Here is a 19,885-nt window from a genome sequence, read left to right as displayed (position 1 = left end):
GGGGCGGGGCGGGCCTCGTAGGCGCCGTCGGAGTAGAGGAGCAGCAGGTCCCCGGGGCCCAGGCGGAAGCGGGTGCGGGGCGGGCCGGCAGCCGGACGTCAGCCCTTCACGGAGCCGGACATGAGCCCGCCCATGAAGTACTTGCCGAGCAGGATGTAGACGATGAGCGTCGGGAGCGAGGCGAACAGGGCCCCCGCCATCGAGACGCCGTAGTTCTGCAGCAGGGCGCCGTTCGCGAGGTTGTTGAGCGCGAGCGTGACCGGGCCGTTCTGGCTCGAGGAGAAGAACACCGCGAAGAGGAAGTCGTTCCACGCCGAGGTGAACTGCCAGATGAGCACGACCACGAAGCTCGGGATCGAGATCGGCAGGACGATCGACCAGTACGTGCGGAGCATGCCCGCGCCGTCGACGCGCGCGGCCTCGATGAGCTCGTTCGGCACGGTCTGGTAGTAGTTGCGGAAGATCAGGGTCGTGATCGGCAGGCCGTAGATCACGTGCAGCAGGATCAGCGTCGGGATGCCGCTCGGCAGGTTGAGGTCCTGGACCAGCTGGTTGAGCGGGATGATCACCGCCTGGTACGGGATGAACATGCCGAACAGGATGAGCGTGAAGACGAGGTTCGCCCCGCGGAAGGTCCAGCGCGAGAGCACGAACCCGTTGAGCGACCCGAGGAACGCCGCGATGATCGCCGAGGGGATCACCATCTGCAGCGTGCGCAGGATCGCCGGCGACAGCGCGGTCCAGGCCGCCTGCCAGTTCTCCGTGGTCCACACCTGGGGCAGGTTCCACGCGCGGCTCGGGGCCGCGTCACCTGCCCCCTTGAAGCTCGTCACGAACAGGACGTAGACGGGCACGAGGACGATCAGCACGAACAGGATGAGGATCGCGTAGCGCAGCGTGCGCCCCACGGAGAAGCGCTGGACGGGCTTCTTCTGCCGGCGCGAGCCTGCCGCACCGGAGCCCGATCCCGAGCCGGGGGTCTGCGCCTCGACGGGCGTGGCGACGGCGGTCATCGGATCTTCTCCTTGCGGTTCAGGGAGATCAGGTAGGGCACGATCACGAAGGCCACGATGACCAGCAGGATCGCGCCGACGGCCGCAGCGTTCGCGTAGTCGAAGCTGGACTTGAAGACGTACATGTCGACGGCCGGAACCTTGGTCTGGTAGTTCGAGGGCTTGGAGATCGACATGATGAGGTCGAACGCCTTGAGGGACATGTGGCCCACGATGATGAGGGCCGAGAGGGCGATCGGCGTGAGCTGCGGGAACAGCACGTGGCGGTAGAGCTTCCACTCGTTGGCGCCGTCCATGCGGGCCGCCTCGCGCAGCTCGTCCGGGATCCCGCGGAAGCCCGCGAGGAACAGTGCCATGACATAGCCGGAGAGCTGCCAGATCGCGGGGATCGCGATGGCGGCGATACCGAACGTGACGTTGTTCCACCAGTTGTTCTGGAGGGCGTCCAGACCGATCATCTGGAACAGCCGGTTGAGGCCGCTCGCGTTCTCCCCCTGGTTGGAGTTGAGGAGCCAGCGCCACACGACGCCCGAGGCGACGAACGAGACCGCCATGGGGAACAGGTAGACGGCGCGGAAGAACCCCTCGCCCTTGATGGGCTTGTCGAGGAGCCAGGCCCAGACGAAGCCGACGACCATGGTGCCGACCAGGAAGACCACGGTGTAGATCAGGAGGTTCATCAGCGAGTGCTGGAACTCCGGGCTCGCGAGCAGGTCGAGGTAGTTCTGGAAGCCGACCCGCGAGACGGGGGCCTGCCCCGTGGACTGCGCGGCCTTGTGCATGTCCGTGGTCGAGGTGGAGAAGTTGATCCCGATGAGGCCGTAGACGAAGACCCCCACCAAGATCAGTGACGGGGCGACGAGGAGCAGTGGCGGGCCCCATCGTCGAGCGGACTGGATCACCGGTGATCCTCCCAAGGTGTGGGCACCTCCCGACGGCTCTCACGGCGCACAGAGGTGCGACGGGGCCCTGCCGGTGACGGTGCGTAGGAAACGAGCTGCGGGTACGGCGGGGTGGGGCGGGCCGTCCGGGGCCCGCCGCGGAGCTGCGCGAGCAGCTCCGCGACGGACGACCCCGGTCGACCGGTCAGGCGTCCTTACTCGGCGGCAGCGGCGGCCAGGTCGGCCTGGTACTGCGCGAGGTCGGAAGCACCCGAGGTGAACTTGCTCGTCGCGTCCGAGATGCCGTTCAGGACGGCGATCGAGGCAGCCGCACCGTGAGCGAGCGAGGGGACGATCGTGTCCTCCGCGAAGGACGTGATGGCGGTCTGCTGGTACTCCGAGAAGTCAGCAGGGTTCGCGTCGGTACGGGCCGGGATGGAGCCCTTGGCCTTGTTGAACGCCGTCTGGCCCTCGAGGCTGGACACGGTCTCGATCCAGGCCTTGGCGCCGTCGGGGTTCTTCGCACCCACGGGGAGCGTGAACGAGTCGGCGAGGAAGCCGAACATGCCGTCCGTCCCGGGGACCGGGAAGTACGTGAAGTCGGCACCGGCGGTCTTGCCGGCCTCTTCGAACGCGGCCACGGCCCAGTCGCCCATGACGTTGAACGCTGCCTGGCCGTCCATGACGAGCTGCGTCGCCTCGGGCCAGTCCAGACCGTCACGGTCGGTGTTGGTGTAGCTCATGAGCTTCTGGAAGTCCTCGAGAGCTGCCGTGACCTCGGGGCTCTCCCAGTCGGTCGAACCGTCCCACAGGCCGTTGTAGGCCTCGGCGCCCAGGTCGCCCATGAGAACCGTCTCGAGCAGGTTGACCTGGGTCCAGGTCGTGGCGACCGAGAGCGGGGTCTTGCCCGTGGCCTTGACGGCGTCGAGGGCGACGAACCAGTCGTCCATGGACTCGTACGTGGCGGCCGGGTCGAGGCCGGCCTCGGTCAGCACGGCCGGGTTGGCCCAGACCATGTTGGAGCGGTGGATGTTGGAGGGCATCGAGTAGATCTTGCCGTCCACCGTGAGGAGGTCGATCAGGTCCTCGGGGAAGACGTCCTTGACGCCGTACTGGTCGTACAGGTCCGAGATGTCCTCGAGCTGCGCGGCGTCGATGTAGTCCGTGAGCTCCTTGCCGGCGTGGGCCTGGAACGTGTCCGGCGGGTCGTTGGCCTGGAGCCGGGTCTGGAGGAGGTCCTTCGCGGCCGAGCCGGCGCCACCGGCGACCGCGCCGTTCTCGAAGGTGAAGTCGGGGTGCTGCTCGTCGAAGACCGTGACGAGGGCGTCGAGCCCTGCCTTCTCCGAACCGGCTGCCCACCAGGTGAAGACCTCGACGTTGCCGCCCGAGGCGGCGTCGGTGCCGCCCCCGGTCGAGTCGTTGCCGGAGTCTCCGCTGCAAGCTGCGAGGGCCAGGAGGGCAGCGGTGCCCACCAGTGCCCCAGCGACGCGCAATCCGTTACGCATGGGATCCTACTTTCGTGTTGACAGCGCTGTCAGGAACAGGACGAACGTACGGCCGCTCAGCGGCACTTGTCAAAGAAGTGCGCCGAATCGTTACCTGGGGGAGACCTCAGGGCGCCCCGAAGAGGACGACGGCGACAAAGCGACCACTCGTGCGAGGCGCAGGATCGTGCGGATCCTCACGGCCGGACGACGCGCGGGCGCGGACACGGGGAACGCAGGGGGCAGGCGGACGCGGGGGCGGGACGGGGGTGGTCGCGCCTCAACCGACCGCCGGCACGCCCTCGAGAGGCGTCGCGAGCGCGATCTCGCCCGACCCGCGCGGGATCAGGACGGTGGGCACGACGCGCAGGTGCGCGGGCTCCCCTGGGGACTCGATGCGCGCCACGGCGAGCCGTGCGGCCTCCTGGCCCATCGCGGAGACCTCGTAGCCGACGACGCTGACCTCGAGGATGTCGGCGAGCTCGAAGTCGTCGAACCCGACGAGCGCGACGTCTCGCCGTGCGCCGCGCGCCGCGGGGTGCAACGCCCGGAGCGCCCCCTGGGTGATCTTGTTGTTCGCCGTCAGGATCGCGGTGGGCGGCTCGTCGAGCGCGAGCAGCTCCTCGACCGCGAGGCGGGCCGTCTCGGCGTCGTGCAGCCCGTCGCGCACGTAGCGTTCGGGATCCTCGATGCCCGCGTCCCGCAGGGCGTTGACGAAGCCCTCACGACGCTCGCGGAACGTCCAGAGCCGAGGGAGGTCGCCCGCGAGCGCGATCCTGCGGTGCCCCTGGTCGACGAGGTGGCGGGCGGCGGCCGCGGCCCCGGCCCGGTTGTCGAGCACCACGGTGTCCGCGTCGATCCCGCCCGGCGGGCGGTCGAGGAAGACGATCGGCACGCCGTCGGCGAGCTCGGAACGCAGGTACGAGTGGTCGTCCGCAGTCGGGGCGATGAAGAGCGCGGCGACCCGCCGCTCGATGAGCGCGTCGATCAGCTCGCGCTCACGATCCGCGTCCTCGTCGGAGCTCGCGGTGATGAGCTGGAGCCCGTGCTTGCGCAGCTCGCGCTCGATCCCGCTCGCGAGGTCCGAGTAGAACGGGTTGGCGATGTCGCCGGTGACGAAGCCGACGAGCCGCGAGACGCCTCCGCGCGCGAGGTCCGCCGCCACGGCGTTGCGACGGAAGCCGAGCGCGTCGGCCGCCGCCCGGACCTTGAGCCGGGTGGGCTCGGAGACGCTCGGTTCGTTGTTGAGCACGCGAGAAGCGGTCTTGAGACTCACTCCTGCGGACTCGGCCACCGCCGCGAGGGTCGGGCGACCTCCACCGCGTGCAGCTCGGCCGTCCTTGGCCACCACATCCACCCCCGCACGATCGACTGGCGGGATTCTTCCACACCCCAGCGCGTCCCGGCCCGGAGTGCCACCTGACCCGCTCGTCGCGACGAGGGGCTGGTCAGGACGACTCCGGTGTGTATAGGGTGAGTACACCCGACCATGACAGCGCTGTCAAGTCGAGACGAGCACACAGACCGGACAGCGGACCCTCCTGCCGCTCACCTGCGGCGGCCGACCCGACACCCGCCCAACCCTCGCACCACCTGCCTCACTCCCGAACCTGCCCGACGGCGCCGCGCACCCCCGCGCGACGCCGCTCCCGGGCGTGCACCGGGGCGGGCAGCACCCCCGAGAGGACACGTCCCTTGCCCGTCCCAGCCTCCCCCTCCCGCATCCGCGGCCGTCTGCCCGCGCTGGTCGCGGCGACGGCCCTCGTCACAGGCCTCGGCCTCACGGCGCCGAGCGCCGCCACGGCCCAGCCCGTCGCCGGCGCCGACCTCGTGAACCTCGACCCCTTCGCTGCCGTCGATCCCTGGATCGGTACCGCCGAGGACTTCGCCCAGAACAAGGGGAACGCGGCCTACGGCAACACCTGGCCGGGCGCGACGGTGCCCTTCGGCATGGTGCAGTCAAGCCCCACGACCTTCCGCAGCAGCGACGGCGACATGCGAGGCGGCTACGAGTACAGCGCCGACAAGATCCGCGGGTTCGGCATGAACCGCCTGTCCGGGACCGGGTGCGTCAACCGCAACGGCGCGTTCGACTTCCCCGTCCTGCCCTACGCGGGCAGCCTCACCGACCAGGGTGCTCTTCCGTCCTCCCCCGGCACCGACATCAAGCCCTACTACCTCGCGTTCGACCACGCGGACGAGGTCGGCGCGCCCGGGTATTACGCGGTCGACCTCGCGAACGGCGTGTCCACCGAGCTCACCGCGACCAACCGCACCGCGATCAGCCGCTTCGACTTCCCCGCGGACGCCGACTCGTCGACCCTGATCTTCAACACCACGGGGTCGAACAACAGCGTGTTCGGCAGCGGCGTGACCATCGAGGGCAGCACGATCTCCGGCTGGGTCGAGACGGCGCCGGTCTGCGAGGGCGGCGGACGCTACAAGGCCTACTACTCGGCGACGTTCGACCAGCCGATCGTCTCGTCAGGCACCTGGACCGGCGGGGACGTCACGGTCGGCTCGACCAGCGCGTCCGCCCAGAAGCGGCACGGCGCGGGCGTCTTCGTGACCTTCCCCGACGGCGCCGAGGTCACGGTCAAGGCAGGCCTGTCCTACGTGAGCATCGAGAACGCCGCGGAGAATGCAGCCTCCGAGTCCGCCGACGTGACGTTCGACGAGGCGCGCGCAGCGGCGGAGACCACCTGGCGCGACGCACTGAGCACGATCGACGTCGCGGGGGGCACCGAGGCCGAGCAGGTCACTCTCTACACGGCGCTCTACCACTCGCTGCTGCACCCGAACACCTACGACGACGTCAACGGCGAGTACCTCGGCTACGACGGCGCGGTCCACCGGGTCGAGCCGGGGCGCCACCACTACGCGACGTACTCCGGCTGGGACATGTACCGCGGACAGGCGCAGCTCGTCGCGCTGCTCTTCCCGGACGTCGCGTCCGACATCAACCAGTCGATCGTCGACCTGGTCGACCAGTCGGGCTACTGGCCCAACTGGCCGCACCTCGGCGTCGCCCAGCAGAAGATGAGCGGCGACTCGCTACCCACCGTCCTCTCGGTCATCGACGCGTTCGGCAGCACCGACTACGACCGCGAGGCCGCGCTCGCGCACCTCGTGTCCTCGCAGGCGCTGCCCCAGGACAAGGCACGGAACAAGCGCGAGAACGGATACCAGTTCGCGGGCCTCGGGTTCGTCGAGAACGCGAAGAACGCCGTCTCGACCTCGACGACGCTCGAGTACGCGACCAACGACTTCTCGATCGCCCAGCTCGCCCAGCGTCTGGGTGACGACGCGGCGTACGACCGGTTCATGCAGCGCGCCCAGAACTGGCAGAACGTGTTCGACCCGGTCACGCGCGAGATCCGACCGCGCGGTCGCAACGGGTTCGACCGCGGGTTCAACCTCGGCGAGCGCGGCAACCAGTTCGACCAGGCGACCGGCTACCAGTACGGCTGGGCCGTCCCGCAGAACATGAGCACGCTCATCGCCAAGCGTGGCGGGGTCCAGAAGGTCACGGCCGACCTCGACACGCACCTCACGCGGCTCGACGCAGGCGTCTACAACACTCCGTACGCCTACATGAGCAACCAGCCCAGCACCTCGACGCCCTGGGTCTACCACTGGCTCCAGCAGCCTGCGAAGACCACGGACACCCTGGACCGGGCTCGGGCCGAGCTCTTCACGACCGCTCCCACGGGCGTTCCCGGGAACGACGACCTGGGCTCGCTCTCATCCTGGTTCGTCTGGTCCAACCTTGGCCTCTACCCGGCGATCTTCGGCCGCGCCGAGCTGCTCGTGTCCTCGCCCGCGTTCGATCAGGTCACCATCACGAGCCGGGTCGCCGACGGAGCGCCCCGGGTCATCTCGCTCACAGCGCCCGGCGCGTCGAGCGGATCGCGCTACGTGGACTCGCTCCGGGTCGACGGCGTCCCGTCCTCGGCCACGTGGCTCCCGGAGTCCTTCACCCAGCAGGGCGGCACGCTCGACCTCACCATGCGCTCGACCCCGGGCACCTGGGGCACCGGGGAAGCAGACGTCCCGCCGTCGTTCACCGACGGGAGCGACGTCTTCAACAACATCGGCACGACGACGGACGGCAAGGGCGCGACGGGGTCGATCGACGCGTCCGACAACACCCTGTCCCGCGCCAACCTTGCCGCGGCCGGCGCGACTCCTGGCGCTCGCCTCCCCCTGGGGGCGACGGGAGTCACGTACACCTGGCCGGATGCCGCTCCGGGTGCGCCCGACAACTGGATCCCCCACGGCCAGAGCGTCCCGATGGGCGTCCGGGTCGAGAAGATCTCGTTCCTCGGCCTGGCCACCAACGGGCCGGCCAAGGGCACGGCGACGGTCGTCTACACCGACGGCACCCGGCAGGACGTCCAGGTCGAGCTGACGGACTGGACCCCGGGGACCACCTACCAGTTCGGCAACGTCCCCGTCGTGACCACGACGGGTCGCAACAAGGCCAACGGCACCAAGGACACGACCCACGCCAAGGTCTTCGGGACGGTGCCGGTGTCGGTCGACCCGACCCGCACCATCGCGTCGGTGATCCTGCCGCAGGGCACCGACAAGGGCGTGATGCACCTGTTCGCGGTCGGCACCTCAGAGCCGATCGTCGACCGGGGGGTCGAGGTCGTCGCGAGCGCCAGGTCGCAGTGCACCGGCCGGACCGGCGCCGTCGTGGTCCGCGTGGTCAACGACGACACCGTCCCCCTCGACGTCGTCGTGGCGACGGCGTGGGGCACCAAGACCTTCTCGCAGGTCGCCCCCGGCAAGTCTGCCGCGCAGACCTTCTCGACCCGGTCCTCCGAGATCGAGGCCGGGAGCGCCACGGTGACCGCGCGTCCGAGCGATGCGCAGGACGTGCGGCAGACAGTCACCGACGTCGAGTACCCCGCGGTGACCTGCGGACAGTGAGCACGACCCTGGGGGCGGGAGCGTCCTTCCGCCCCCAGGACTCCACCCCTCCGATGCGTCGACGACGACGCAGGAAGCAGCCGACCATGCATCGCACGTCCTTCCGCCCCCGCGCGGACCGCGCTCCCGAGCCACGGCCCTCGCCCCGGCCCGGTCGACGCACGCTCCGTACCGCTGTCGTCGCCCTGACCTCGGGCTCGCTCCTCCTCGCGGGCCTCACGACCACGGCGTCGGCGGCCACGCAGCCGACGACCGCCGACCCGAGCACAGCGCCCGCGTCGGCGGCCCCTTCCTACGGCGCCCCCGACGCGACGGCCGCCAAGTACTACGAGGCACTGCTCCGCCACACCCGGTGGGTCGAGTCGGTCTACGACCCTGCCGCGGGCGTCTACCAGCTCAAGGACATGAACTTCGCCGTCGTGCTCGGCAACGCCGTGCTCGTGACCCAGGGCGAGTACGACGCCGAGCTCGCAGGCATCTCGCGCGCGGACCTCAAAGCGCACACGCTCTCGACGATCACGCACTACGCGGCGTCGAACCGCCTCGTGAACCCCCAGGGCACCTGGGGGCGCAAGCTGTTCTGGGAGTCGACCTTCCAGTCGTACTTCCTCGCCGCGGGCCGCCTCCTGTGGGACGACCTCGACGCGACGACGCGCGCGAACCTCACGAAGATCGCGACCGAGCAGTCGCGCTACGCGGCCGACCTGAACTTCGCCCAGGACCCGCTGTCGGGCAGCTGGAACGCCCACTGGCCCACCGGCGGGTACAAGGGCGACACCGCGCAGGAGGAGGTCGGCGTCTACACGCAGGCCCTCGCACCGGGCCTCGCCTGGGCGCCCGACGACCCCGACGCCGACCGCTGGGCCGACCAGCTCGCGACCTGGGGGCGCAACGCCGCGGGCCAGCCGACGGCCGACAGGAACAACCCCGCGGTCGTGGCAGGCGCTCCCGTCTCGGACAACACGATGCAGAACGTCTACGACACCTACATCGTGGAGAACCACGGGTCGTTCGGTCCGCACTACCAGTCGGACGTGTGGCGCTCGGGGGCGCGCAATGCGATCCACTTCCTCCTGGCGGGCGAGCCGATCCCTGAGATCCTGCTCGAGCAGCCCAACTCCGCGGAGCTGTGGCGGTCCATCCAGCTCGTCATGTCGGAGCAGGGCGAGCCGTTCATGCCCATGGTCAACGACCGCGAGTTCCTCTACGGCCGCGACGTCCTGCCCGTGGCCTTCCTCGGTCAGGTCCTGCGCGACCCCGACGCGGCCCGCGCCGAGGCGAGCCTCGCGGACGCTCTCGCGGACTACCAGATGTATGCGCCCGTCTACCGCCTGACGAAGTTCTCTGGCGAGGCCAAGTACGAGCCCGAGGCGCGCGCCGAGATCGCGATCTCCTACCTCCTGCACGTCGCGAGCGCCGAGTCCCCCGAGGGGCCGGTGACCCCGACCCCTTCCGACGAGCTCTTCGACCGCCTCGCGGGCGTCCGTGACTTCGGCGCAGGACCGGGACTCGTCGTCCAGCAGTCCGCGAACGCCTGGGCCGGTGCGGTCAGCCGCCAGGGCTTCGTCAAGTTCCCCTGGGTCCCCGAGCAGGACTCGTGGCTCTTCCATCTCTCGGGCAGCTCGCCCTTCCTCTACCCGAGCGCCTCGGCCCAGGTGAGCGCCCGGTCGGTCGACGTCTCGACCGCCGCCAGGGACGGGTTCGACGGGACCGCCTCGGTCTTCCGGATCGGGGACGGGTACGCGGGCCAGGTGACGCTCCCGACGGGTTCGGCGATCTACGCCTCGACGGGCGCGGGCCCCACCGACGGGACCGTGACCGTCCGCAACCTCGACATGGGCGGATACAACGGGCTCGACGGGTCGCGCACCTACACGACGGCCGACGGAGAGGTCACCGCGGCCAACCCCGTCGTCCCGGCCCAGGAACCGGCCGACGCCAACGCCGCACGCGTCGACGACCTGCCCTTCGACCAGGTCCAGGCCCGCTACGTGCGGATGAAGGGCATCCGCGGCAACGCGACGTACGGCTACTCGATGTACGCGTTCCACGCCTACGGCCCGGACGGGACGGTCGACCTGGCCGCGAGGAAGCCCGCGACCGCGTCGAGCCAGGACGCCGAGGGCGGCCGCACGGCCGCACGCGTCACGGACGGCAGCCCCACGACACGGTGGGCGGTCTCCAAGGCCGACCGCACCCGCGCCGACTCCTGGATCCAGGTGGACCTGGGCGCGGAGAGGACGCTGGCCTCGGTGCGCCTGGCGTGGGAGGTCTCGGCCGGAGCCGAGTACACCGTCGAGACCTCGCTCGACGGCACGACCTGGACCGTCGCGTCGCGCTACGGGAAGTCGGCCCAGGACGCGAACGTCGCGCGCCTCGACACCGTGGACCTCACGGCAGCGGACGGGTCCTCCCCCGCCCCCGCACGCTTCGTCCGCATGCAGGGCGTCCGCGGCAACGCCGACTACGGGTACTCGCTCTACCACCTGCGCGCGTTCGGTCCGCTGGGGGCGACGAACCTCGCGGCGGGCAGGCCCGCGACCGCGTCGAGCGCCGACGACGGCAAGCCCGCGACCGCGGTCACGGACGGCAGGGCCGACACCCGCTGGGCCGTCTCGCGCACCGACCGCACCCGGCCCGACTCCTGGGTGCAGATCGACCTCGGCACCGTCCAGGACGTGTCCCGGGTCGAGCTGGGCTGGGAGGCGTCGGCCGGTGATGTCTACGTGATCCAGACCTCGACCGACGGCACGACCTGGCACGACGCCGGACGGCACGAGGAGAAGGGCGACGAGGTCCTGCGCTCGCAGGGCGGCTGGATCAACATCGAGGGCAAGGGCGGGTTCGTGGTCCGTGGCACGGATGCCCCGTTGACCGTCTCCCGCTCGGGCGACGCCAAGCACGTCGTGCGCCTGGCCGACGGTGCCACGGGCCCCCGGCTCGTCGAGGCCGTGGTCGGCGACGCGGCGGCCACCGCGCAGCAGGCCGCGCGCGCCGTCCCGACGAGCAGCTCGCCCGGGACGCTCGTGAGCGCTCTCGACGGCTACCTGTCGGTCTTCAACCTCACCGGCGCGCCGGTCACCACGACGGTCACGGTGGCCCACGACGGCACGACGGCGACCCTGTACCCGGGCACGCAGCGCGTGACGGCTGCCGGTTCCCAGGTCGAGGTGAGCGTCCCGGCCGGCAGCGCGGTCGTCCTGGCACCCCGCGCGACGCTCGACGTCTCGCAGGTCAGCGGGTCGTTCGACGCCGACGTCACCGACGCACGCACCGTGCTCCTCACCTCGGCCGCGCCCGTCTCGCTCGTCGTCCGCAACGCCGAGACGGGCGATGCCCGCGAGGTCGCGGTCCCGGGCAAGGCGTCGCCCACGACGCTCCGCTTCCGGGGAGCGACCCCGTTCCCCGTCGCGGACCACGCCCTGAGCACCCTCACGTTCCCGGCGTCGGTGCTCCCGTCGGGCATGACGTCTCCGTCGCTCGCGGTCGACGGCGACGCGTCGACCGTCTGGTCGCCGGGTTCCGCCGAGGGGCGCATGGTCACCGACCTCGGTGCCCCGCAGGAGGTCGGCCGGGTCGTCACGCGCTGGGACGGAGACGCCCCTGCGGCCACGGTCTCGGTCAGCGACGACGGTCTGACCTACACGGACGTCGGCCGGATCGAGGGCGGATCCGTCCGCGGCTCGCTCGACGTCGGAGCCACCACGCGCTACGTCGCCCTGACCGTCGACGGTTGGGCTGCGGGCGGGCCGGGGCTCTCGAGCCTCCGGGCCCTCGCCCCGGGGGCCGCCGACCCGGAGCTCGCGACCGACCTGTCGATCGGCACGACGGTCACCACGAGGTGCACGGCCGGGGTCCAGTACCTGTCCGTCCGCGTCGTGAACGGCGAGCAGGTCCCGCTCGACGTGGTCGTGCGGACGCCCGCGGGCACCAAGACGTTCGCCGGGGTCGCACCGGGACGGTCCGCGTCCCAGACCTTCCGGGTACGCGACGCCGCTGACGCCACCGGCGTCGTCGAGACCACCGCCTCAGGGACCGACGGCGGCATCACCGTCGTCGAGTCCCCCTTCCAGCCGGCCACCTGCGGGTAGCCCATCGCCGCCGCCGCGTCGTCCGTCCCCCCGGGCGGCGCGGCGGCCCCACCCCGAGGAGAAGTCCATGTCGCGCTACGCCTACGTCCCCGACCCGGAGAACGACGCGGTACAGTCCGTCATCGACGAGCTCACGAGCCCGTTGACCCGTGCCGTGCTCCGGCAGCTCACCGCCCACGGCGGACTCATGAGCGGTCAGCTGGCCCTCGCGACGGGGGCCCACCAGCAGTCGGTCCTCCACGTCCTGGGCCGGCTCGAACGGCACGGCCTGGTCCGCGCGGACCAGCCGCGAGAGTCCCGCCAGGGACGACGCGTGCGGTACTCCGCGGACGTCGAGCGGGTCGACCGGATGCTCGCCACGCTCCGCAGGTACCTGCTGGCGCCGGAACCGGCGGCCCCGTCGCGCGGCCCGGTCCAGGTGTCGGCCACGGCCTGAGCGTCGGCGACGTCCGTCCGTGCGGGCCGGCCTCCCGGGTGAGCTCCGCCGTCGGGCCTGAACGGATTCGTCGCGTTGCTCCCCCCTCGGCTAATCTTCGATCGCCCTGCCGGTCCAGGACGCCGCCGGAGGGTTGCTCGCAGGCGGCCAGAGCAGCAGGAGGCCTGATGGGTCGCACCGCCCCCGGGTGGTACCCGGATCCTTCGGCCGCCGGCACCGAGCGGTGGTTCGACGGCGACCGCTGGTCGCAGCACACGCGCCCCACCGTCCTGCCCGCGAGCACGCAGCGCCTACCCCTCGGAGTGGGCGCGGCGCTCCCCCGCGAGGACCAGCCCGTGACGCCGTTCGCCGAGGTCAGACCGTCGGTCGAGGAGCAGCCCGCCACGTACGCCCCGGCGTCCTCGGTGCGTGCGCTGCCTCCCGTGCCGCCCCCGCCGGAGGGGACCGTGACGTCGGCGCACTCCGTGGGCCCGCACCCGCCCGGCCCGACGGCGCAGCGCACCCGGGCGCGTCGGCCCGCCCCCCAGCGGGGCCTCCTCTCCCGACCCGCGCTCTGGGTCGGGGCCGCCGTGCTGGTCGTCGCGATCACCGGCAGCGCCGCTGCCCTCTCGGGGCAGGGCGACGATCCGCCACCGTCGGCCGTGGTCGCCAGGCCCTCGACCGCCCCGGTCCCGGTCGAGGACCCGCCCGAGGACAGCACCCCGGACTACATCGAGGTCGCGAACTCGGCCGTCCTCGAGCTCGAGTCCCTCGACATCGCGACCGTGACGGCGGCCGCGCCGTCGCAGAGCGCCCTCGCGACGGTCGCGCTCCTCGTGGTCGGCGAGCCGAACCCTGTCACGGGGTACTCGTCCGACGCGTTCGGCAAGCGCTTCGCGGACACCGACGGCAACGGGTGCGACACACGCAACGACGCGCTCGGGCGTGCCCTGTCCGGCGTCTCCTTCAAGCCCGGGACACGAGACTGCGTGGTCCTGACGGGGCTCCTCGCCGACCCGTACAGCGGCAAGGACGTCGCGTTCGAGCGTGGCCCGATGTCGTCGGGCGCCGTCCAGGTGGACCATGTCGTGCCGTTGACCGACGCCTGGCGCCACGGCGCGCAGTCCTGGGACGCGTCGCGCCGCGAGGCGCTCGCCAACGACCCGCTCAACCTCCTCGTGGTGGCCGGCACCCTCAACCAGCAGAAGGGCGACGGCAGCGCCTCGGCCTGGCTGCCGCCCGACGAGTCGTTCCGCTGCGCGTACGTCGCCCGCCAGGTCGCGGTGAAGTACACGTACGGCCTGCGGGTCTCGGCCACCGAGCAGGCGGCCATGGTCGCAGTCCTGGCGACGTGCCCCGCCGAACCGCTCCCCGCCGGGTCCACGCTCCCTCCGCCCCGCGACCCCGTCCTCCCCGAGCCGGTCAAGCCCAAGCCCAAGCCGAACCCGACGCCCGAGGCGCCGCCGGTCGCGGCCGAGCCGGCGCCGAGCGATCCCGCCCCCACCCCCGCGCCCGCGCCCTCTGCGACGACCCCGACGCCCAAGCCCGTCCCGGAGAACTGCAAGGTCAAGGGGCTGTACCTCCGCTCGACCGACGGCGCCACGAACGTCTACTACGTGCGTGGCGAGGAGTGGAACTTCAAGGACGTCGTCGCCGACGTGTGCTTCGACAGCCGCAAGGAGGCGGAGGCCGCGGGGTTCAAGCGGGCCTGGTGGTGACGCGCGCACGCTGCCCCTCGTGACCACGAACCGCCGCGGCGTCCCGGACCGGGAGCCGGAGGCTGAGAGACTGTGCCCGTGGACCCAGCTGACGCCCCGACGACGCGCGCCGAGTTCGAGCCGTGGTTCGTCGACCGCTTCGCCGGCTACTGGTCGAGCCAGGGGTTGTCGCGCATCGAAGGGCGCATCGTGGGCCACCTGCTGATCAGCGACGCCCCCGGAGTCACTGCCGACGAGCTCATGGAGGCGACGGGTGCGAGCCGCGGTTCGGTGTCGACGTACACGCGACGGCTCGTCGAGATCGGGTTCGTCCGCAGCTTCCGGCGGCCGGGTGACAGGACGCACTACTTCGTGATGGACGCCGACGTGTGGGGCGGGTTCCTCGACAACGAGCACGCCTACCTGGAGAAGCAGCGCGAGCTCTCGGACGTCGCGCTGTCCTTCACCAGCCCTGGCGGCCCAGCGCACGTCCGGCTGCGCAACATGCACGACTACATGGTGTGGCTGCTCGGCTTCTACGGCACGCTGCGCGAGGAGTGGAACCGGTACAAGGCCGCCCGTGACGCCACGCCGGGGGCCGCGCCCGGCCCCACGGAAGCCCCCGCCCCGGACTGACCTCAGGCTCGAGCAGCGCGTGCCTCGCGCGTGAGCGGGACGACCATGGGGGCCCCGCTCTGCGGGTCGGTCACGACGTCGCACGCGAGCCCGAACACGTCCTCGACCAGCCCGGCCGTCATGACCTCTCGCGGGTCGCCCTGGGCGACGACGGCACCGTCCTTCATGACGACGAGGTGGGTCGCGTAGCGCGCGGCCTGGTTGAGGTCGTGCAGCACCGCCACGACGGTCTTGCCCGCAGCCTGCAGGTCCTGGCACAGCTCGAGGATCTCGATCTGGTGGGCCAGGTCCAGGAACGTCGTCGGCTCGTCGAGGAGCACGTGGTCGGTGTCCTGCGCGAGCACCATCGCGAGCCACACCCGTTGACGCTGGCCCCCGGAGAGGTCCGCGACAGGTCGGTCGGCCAGGGCGGTGACCCCGGTCGTCCCGAGCGCCCGTGCGACCACACGCTCGTCGTCCGGGTGCCACTGTCGCAGGAGCGAGTGGTACGGGTAGCGACCGCGGGCCACGAGGTCGCGGACACGCAGCGAGTCGGGGGCGACGGGGCTCTGGGGCAGGAGGGCGAGACGGCGGGCGAGCTCCTTGCTGCGATAGCCGCGCAGGTCACGTCCGGCCAGGGTCGCGCTGCCCTCCCGAGGCACGAGGGTCCGGGAGAGAGCCTTGAGGAGCGTCGACTTGCCGCACCCGTTGGGCCCGATCACGGCCGTGAGCTCGCCGTCGGGCACGACGAGGTCGAGCCCCTCGACGACGACGCGCCCGTCGTACGCGAGCGTGAGACCGTGGGCGGCCAGGCCGCCCGCGGCGGGCCGCCCCTCCACGGGAGCGGCGGGCCCGAGAGGCCGAGACGTGGTGGTGCGGTCTGCCATCAGATCCGACCCTTCTTCCGTTCGTGGATCAGGAGGTAGCCGAGGTACGCGCCGCCGATCGCGCCGGTCAAGACCCCCACGGGCAGGCCGTCGGCCCACGGTGCCTGCTGGACCACGAGGTCCGCGACGACCATGACCAGGGCTCCCGTCAGGGCGCTCGAGACGGTCCCCGCGCTCGACGAACCCGTCAGTCGGCGGGCGATCTGCGGGGCCGTGAGCGCCACGAACGCGATGGGCCCGGCGACACACACGGCTCCGGCCGCGGCGACCACGGAGACGACGACGGCTCCCACCCGCGTCGCCCGGGTCCGGGCTCCGAGGGAGTCGGCGAGCTCGTCACCCATCTCGACGAGGCGCAGGCGCGGGGCCAGGACCAGGCCGAGCGGGACGACCACGGCGAGCACGAGCCCGATCGTGCGGGCGTGCTCCCAGGAGACGGCCGCGATCGACCCGGTGAGGTAGGCCGTGAGCTGCATGCCGTGGTCGCGCAGCACGGTCGAGACGACGTACTGGGTCACGGCCCCGGCCATCGCGGCGATGCCGATACCGGCGATGACGAGGCGGCTGGGTGAGGCGAACCCTCGTCCGGTCGAGAGGTACACGAGGGCCATGGCGAGCCCCGCCCCGCCCATGGCCCCCACGGGGACGGGGACGACGCCGGGCCACAGCAGGCTCGTGAGCACGACGCCCGCACCGGCCCCGGCCCCCAGACCGATCACGTCGGGACTCCCGAGCGGGTTGCGCGTGACGGTCTGGAAGAGCGTCCCGGAGATCCCGAGCGCAGCCCCCGACCCGATCGCGACGACGAGCCGCGGTCCGCGCAGCCGGTCCAGCACGAAGCCCGTCTTGCCTCCGGGGTTCTCCAGCAGAGCCCCCGGGAGCTCGGCCAGGGGGATGCCGAGGCGCCCCATGGTGAGGGTCGCGACAGCGGTCGCGACGACGGCGGCCACGAGCACCAGGCTCCATGCCGTCGCACGCACGTTCACCGGGAGCGCCACCCAGCGTCCGACGCGGAGCAGCGGACGAGTCTGTACGGCCGGTCGTCCGGGCATCCGTGCCGGTGCGGTACGCCGCACGGACAGCCGCGGACCGTCGGGCGGGCGGGAGGCCACGGGTGCGCTCACGTGCCGGCCCGCATCCTGCGTACGGCCAGCAGGAGGAACGGGGCGCCGACGAACGCCGTGACGACGCCGACGGCGATCTCCTGGGGGCGAGCGACGACGCGCCCCACGACATCGGCCGCGACGAGCAGCACGCCGCCGAGCACGAGCGAGTACGGCAGGGTCCAGCGGTGGTCGCTGCCGACCAGGCTCCGCACGACGTGCGGCACCGCGAGACCCACGAACGCCACGGGGCCCACCGCAGCGGTCGCCGCCGAGGCGAGCACGGTCGCGGCCCCGATCCCGACGGCACGGACCCGGCCCGTCCGGGTGCCCAGCGCGACCGCGGTGCTCTCGCCGAGCGCGAGCGAGTTGAGGCCCGGGGCGAGCGCCACCGCGACGACCGTGCCGACGGCGACGAACGGGAGGATCTCGACGACGGCGGACAGGTCCCGCCCGGCGAGCGACCCGACGACCCAGTACCGGTAGCCGTCGAAGACCTCGGGCAGCGTGAGAGTCACGGCCTGGATGTAGGCCCCCAGGAACGCCGACACGACGGCACCGGCCAGGACGAGCGGGACGACGCTGCCGCCCGAGCGGTGGCCGCCCACCAGGTAGACGACGAGCACCGCGAGCAGTCCCCCGGGGAGGGCCGTCCAGACGGTCGCCGAGCCCGCCGAGAGCCCCAGGAAGCCGGTCGCGGTCACGATGCTCGCCGCCGCGCCGACGTTGACGCCCAGCAGCCCGGGTTCCCCGAGCGGGTTGCGCGTGATGCCCTGGATGATGACGCCGGCCACCGCGAGGGCCCCACCGACCACGAGGCCGAGGACGGTCCGTGGGATGCGGCTCTCGACGACGGCCTGCAGGTGCACGTCGCCCTGCCCGCGCAGCGCCGTGACGACGTCGGGGACGGACGTGGCCTTGCTGCCCGCGGCAAGGCTCACGAGGAGCACGACGACGAGGAGGACCACGCACCCGACGAGGCCGAGCGCCCGGGCGGGGACCCGTCGTCGGGCGCCACGACGCGTCCGGAGGCCCGCCCCGCGGGGTGCGGCCTCCGGACGTGCGGGAGCTGTCGTGCTACTGGGCACTCTTCGCGATGGCCGCGTCGATCATGGGCACGTAGCGGTCGAGGGCCCACGGGACGGTCAGCGGGTTGATGATCGACGAACCCGTGACGAACGGCTGGTCGGAGCTCGTGACGAGGGCGCCCTTGGCGATCGCGGGGATCGCGGCGTACAGCGGCTGCGCCTCGATCTCCTGACGCGTCTGCTCGTCGGAGTAGAAGGTGAAGAGGAGGTCGCTGCCCGCGAGCTTGTCCGCGTTCTCCAGGCCGATCAGGGCCGAGTCGGTGCCCTCGGTCTCGTCGAAGGTCTCGGCGACGGGGTCGACCGTCAGACCGAGGCCGCGGACCATGGCGACCCGCTGCTCGTCCGGCAGGAACACGCCCAGGGAGCCCGGGCCGGTCGTGTAGACGTAGGAGAACGTGACGTCGGCGTACTCGGGGTGCGCCTCCTTCGAGTCGGCGAACTGGTCCTCGATCCCGTCGATGAGCTCCTGCGCGGCGTCGGGCTGCCCGAGGGCCGTGGCGATCGTCTCGATCTGCTCGTCCCAGTTGATGCTCCACGGCAGGTCCGGGTAGGCGACCGTGGGCGCGATGTCCGTGAGGATGTCGAACTGGTCCTGCGTGATCCCGGACCAGGGGGCCAGGATGAGGTCCGGCTCGAGCTCGAGGATCGCGTCGACGTCGATCTCGGTGCCACCCGTGAACTGGACGGGCAGGCTCTCGCCCTCCGCCTCGAGGGCCTCGTGGATCCACGGGAGGTAGCCCGTGTCGTCGCTGCCCCACGGGTACTCCTCGATCCCGACGGGCGTGACGCCGAGCGCGATCGCGGTCTCGGCCGACCCCATGCCGAGGGTCACGACCCGCTCGGGAGCCTTCTCGATCACGGCCTCGCCCAGGGCGCTGTCGATCGTGACGGGGAAGGAGCCGTCGGCCGCGACCGGGGCCGGCGTCTCGTCGGCGCTCGCACCTGCGTCGGTCGACGAAGCGCAGGCCGTGAGCGCGAGGGCGCCCGCGACCAGTGTCGCGGCGAGCGCCGTGCGGCGGGCGCGCCGGCGGGGAGTTCCGAGCATGAGAGGGCCTTTCGTGGTTCGGCAGAGGACTCGCTCGGGGCTCTCCGAGTCCAGGAGCCCATCCCGAGTGAGTATTGCCTTACCTTACTTCATCTTTCAAACAGATTGAAAGTTGCGTCCAGCGCTCCCCCGGCGGGCTCGCACACGCCCCGGGCCCGCTCGCACGCGTCAGGCGCACGGACGAAGGCCGCCACAGACCCGGAGTCGCCCCGCCCCTCGACGTCGGTCGAGGGACGAGGCGGCTCGGTGCGCTCCGTCCGAGAAGTGACGTCTCAGCGGTCGGCCCAGGCCTCCGGGTAGCCGGGCAGGTCCTCGCCACCGAACTTGGCGTAGTGCAGCGACGGCATGTCCTTGTTGGCCTCGAGGTACTTGTCGAGGTCCTTCTCGGTGATGGGCGACTGCGGGAGGACCCACTCGGCCGGGACCTGCTCGCCGTTCCAGATCATCTGGGCCGCGAGCACGGGCGTACGCCACTGGAACGTCGAGTAGACCGTGCCGAGCGCGGTCATGTCCGTCTCCTGCCACTTGCGCAGGAAGCTCAGCTCGTCCTCGCCCATGAACACGGGGTAGGGCTTGCCGGCGTCCTCGAACGCCTCGACCGCTGCGACGGCGCCGTCACCGGCGTCCA

At 71.7% G+C, this 19,885-nt stretch carries 13 protein-coding genes and 2 pseudogenes; 5 read left to right on the top strand and 10 right to left on the bottom strand.

The features are described 5' to 3' along the window. The 5 genes and pseudogenes from ACFWFR_RS08105 to ACFWFR_RS08085 all read right to left on the bottom strand — a co-directional run. A pseudogene (locus tag ACFWFR_RS08105) lies at window positions 1-77 on the bottom strand (hypothetical protein); the annotation flags it as partial. Window positions 78-98: 21 nt separating this feature from the next. Next, on the bottom strand, window positions 99-1,013 hold the full coding sequence (locus tag ACFWFR_RS08100) for a carbohydrate ABC transporter permease (protein ID WP_082609024.1): 915 nt from the start codon (window positions 1,011-1,013) through the stop codon (window positions 99-101). Next, window positions 1,010-1,915 (bottom strand): carbohydrate ABC transporter permease, encoded by a 906-nt coding sequence (locus ACFWFR_RS08095; RefSeq protein WP_191801029.1) that lies wholly within the window; start codon window positions 1,913-1,915, stop codon window positions 1,010-1,012. Before ACFWFR_RS08095 ends, ACFWFR_RS08100 begins: the two co-directional genes overlap by 4 nt. A 194-nt stretch (window positions 1,916-2,109) precedes the next feature. Beyond that, complete coding sequence (locus tag ACFWFR_RS08090) at window positions 2,110-3,399, bottom strand: ABC transporter substrate-binding protein (protein ID WP_377622301.1); 1,290 nt, start codon at window positions 3,397-3,399, stop codon at window positions 2,110-2,112. 259 nt (window positions 3,400-3,658) lie between these two features. Then, window positions 3,659-4,672, bottom strand: coding sequence for a LacI family DNA-binding transcriptional regulator (locus ACFWFR_RS08085; RefSeq protein ID WP_377622299.1), 1,014 nt, complete (start codon window positions 4,670-4,672; stop codon window positions 3,659-3,661). 401 nt (window positions 4,673-5,073) lie between these two features. On the opposite strand from ACFWFR_RS08085, the gene ACFWFR_RS08080 reads away from it, so the two are divergent. The 5 genes from ACFWFR_RS08080 to ACFWFR_RS08060 all read left to right on the top strand — a co-directional run bounded on the left by ACFWFR_RS08080 (window position 5,074) and on the right by ACFWFR_RS08060 (window position 15,155). Next, window positions 5,074-8,316: a GH92 family glycosyl hydrolase gene (locus tag ACFWFR_RS08080; protein WP_377622297.1), complete on the top strand. Its 3,243-nt coding sequence runs from the start codon at window positions 5,074-5,076 to the stop codon at window positions 8,314-8,316. An 86-nt stretch (window positions 8,317-8,402) separates the two neighbouring features. After that, the gene (locus ACFWFR_RS08075; protein ID WP_377622295.1) at window positions 8,403-12,407 is read left to right on the top strand and encodes a discoidin domain-containing protein; all 4,005 of its coding nucleotides are present in this window, start codon (window positions 8,403-8,405) and stop codon (window positions 12,405-12,407) included. Window positions 12,408-12,474: 67 nt separating this feature from the next. Continuing rightward, the gene (locus ACFWFR_RS08070) at window positions 12,475-12,843 is read left to right on the top strand and encodes an ArsR/SmtB family transcription factor (RefSeq protein ID WP_377622293.1); all 369 of its coding nucleotides are present in this window, start codon (window positions 12,475-12,477) and stop codon (window positions 12,841-12,843) included. Window positions 12,844-13,010: 167 nt separating this feature from the next. Beyond that, window positions 13,011-14,540 (top strand): DUF1524 domain-containing protein, encoded by a 1,530-nt coding sequence (locus ACFWFR_RS08065; protein WP_377622291.1) that lies wholly within the window; start codon window positions 13,011-13,013, stop codon window positions 14,538-14,540. Between the two features lie 78 nt (window positions 14,541-14,618). After that, complete coding sequence (locus ACFWFR_RS08060; protein ID WP_377622289.1) at window positions 14,619-15,155, top strand: GbsR/MarR family transcriptional regulator; 537 nt, start codon at window positions 14,619-14,621, stop codon at window positions 15,153-15,155. Window positions 15,156-15,157: 2 nt separating this feature from the next. On the opposite strand, the gene ACFWFR_RS08055 is transcribed toward ACFWFR_RS08060, so the two are convergent. The 5 genes and pseudogenes from ACFWFR_RS08055 to ACFWFR_RS08035 all read right to left on the bottom strand — a co-directional run. Beyond that, the gene (locus ACFWFR_RS08055; protein WP_377622287.1) at window positions 15,158-16,021 is read right to left on the bottom strand and encodes an ABC transporter ATP-binding protein; all 864 of its coding nucleotides are present in this window, start codon (window positions 16,019-16,021) and stop codon (window positions 15,158-15,160) included. Continuing rightward, window positions 16,021-17,019 carry a FecCD family ABC transporter permease gene (locus tag ACFWFR_RS08050; RefSeq protein ID WP_377622285.1) on the bottom strand — a complete coding sequence of 333 codons (999 nt, stop codon included), beginning with the start codon at window positions 17,017-17,019 and terminating at the stop codon, window positions 16,021-16,023. The genes ACFWFR_RS08055 and ACFWFR_RS08050 overlap by 1 nt, the downstream gene beginning before the upstream one ends. Before the next feature lie 122 nt (window positions 17,020-17,141). Then, the gene (locus ACFWFR_RS08045; RefSeq protein ID WP_377622283.1) at window positions 17,142-18,092 is read right to left on the bottom strand and encodes a FecCD family ABC transporter permease; all 951 of its coding nucleotides are present in this window, start codon (window positions 18,090-18,092) and stop codon (window positions 17,142-17,144) included. A 109-nt stretch (window positions 18,093-18,201) separates the two neighbouring features. Continuing rightward, window positions 18,202-19,257 carry an iron-siderophore ABC transporter substrate-binding protein gene (locus ACFWFR_RS08040; protein WP_377622282.1) on the bottom strand — a complete coding sequence of 352 codons (1,056 nt, stop codon included), beginning with the start codon at window positions 19,255-19,257 and terminating at the stop codon, window positions 18,202-18,204. Window positions 19,258-19,529: 272 nt separating this feature from the next. After that, window positions 19,530-19,885 (bottom strand): annotated as a pseudogene (locus ACFWFR_RS08035) (ABC transporter substrate-binding protein); the annotation flags it as partial.

It is taken from the genome of Oerskovia sp. NPDC060287 (assembly GCF_042726775.1).
Classification (GTDB): Bacteria; Actinomycetota; Actinomycetes; order Actinomycetales; family Cellulomonadaceae; genus Oerskovia; species Oerskovia merdavium.
The sequence above is the reverse complement of the archived record's forward strand: the minus strand, read 5'-3'. Positions and strand labels throughout refer to the sequence as shown.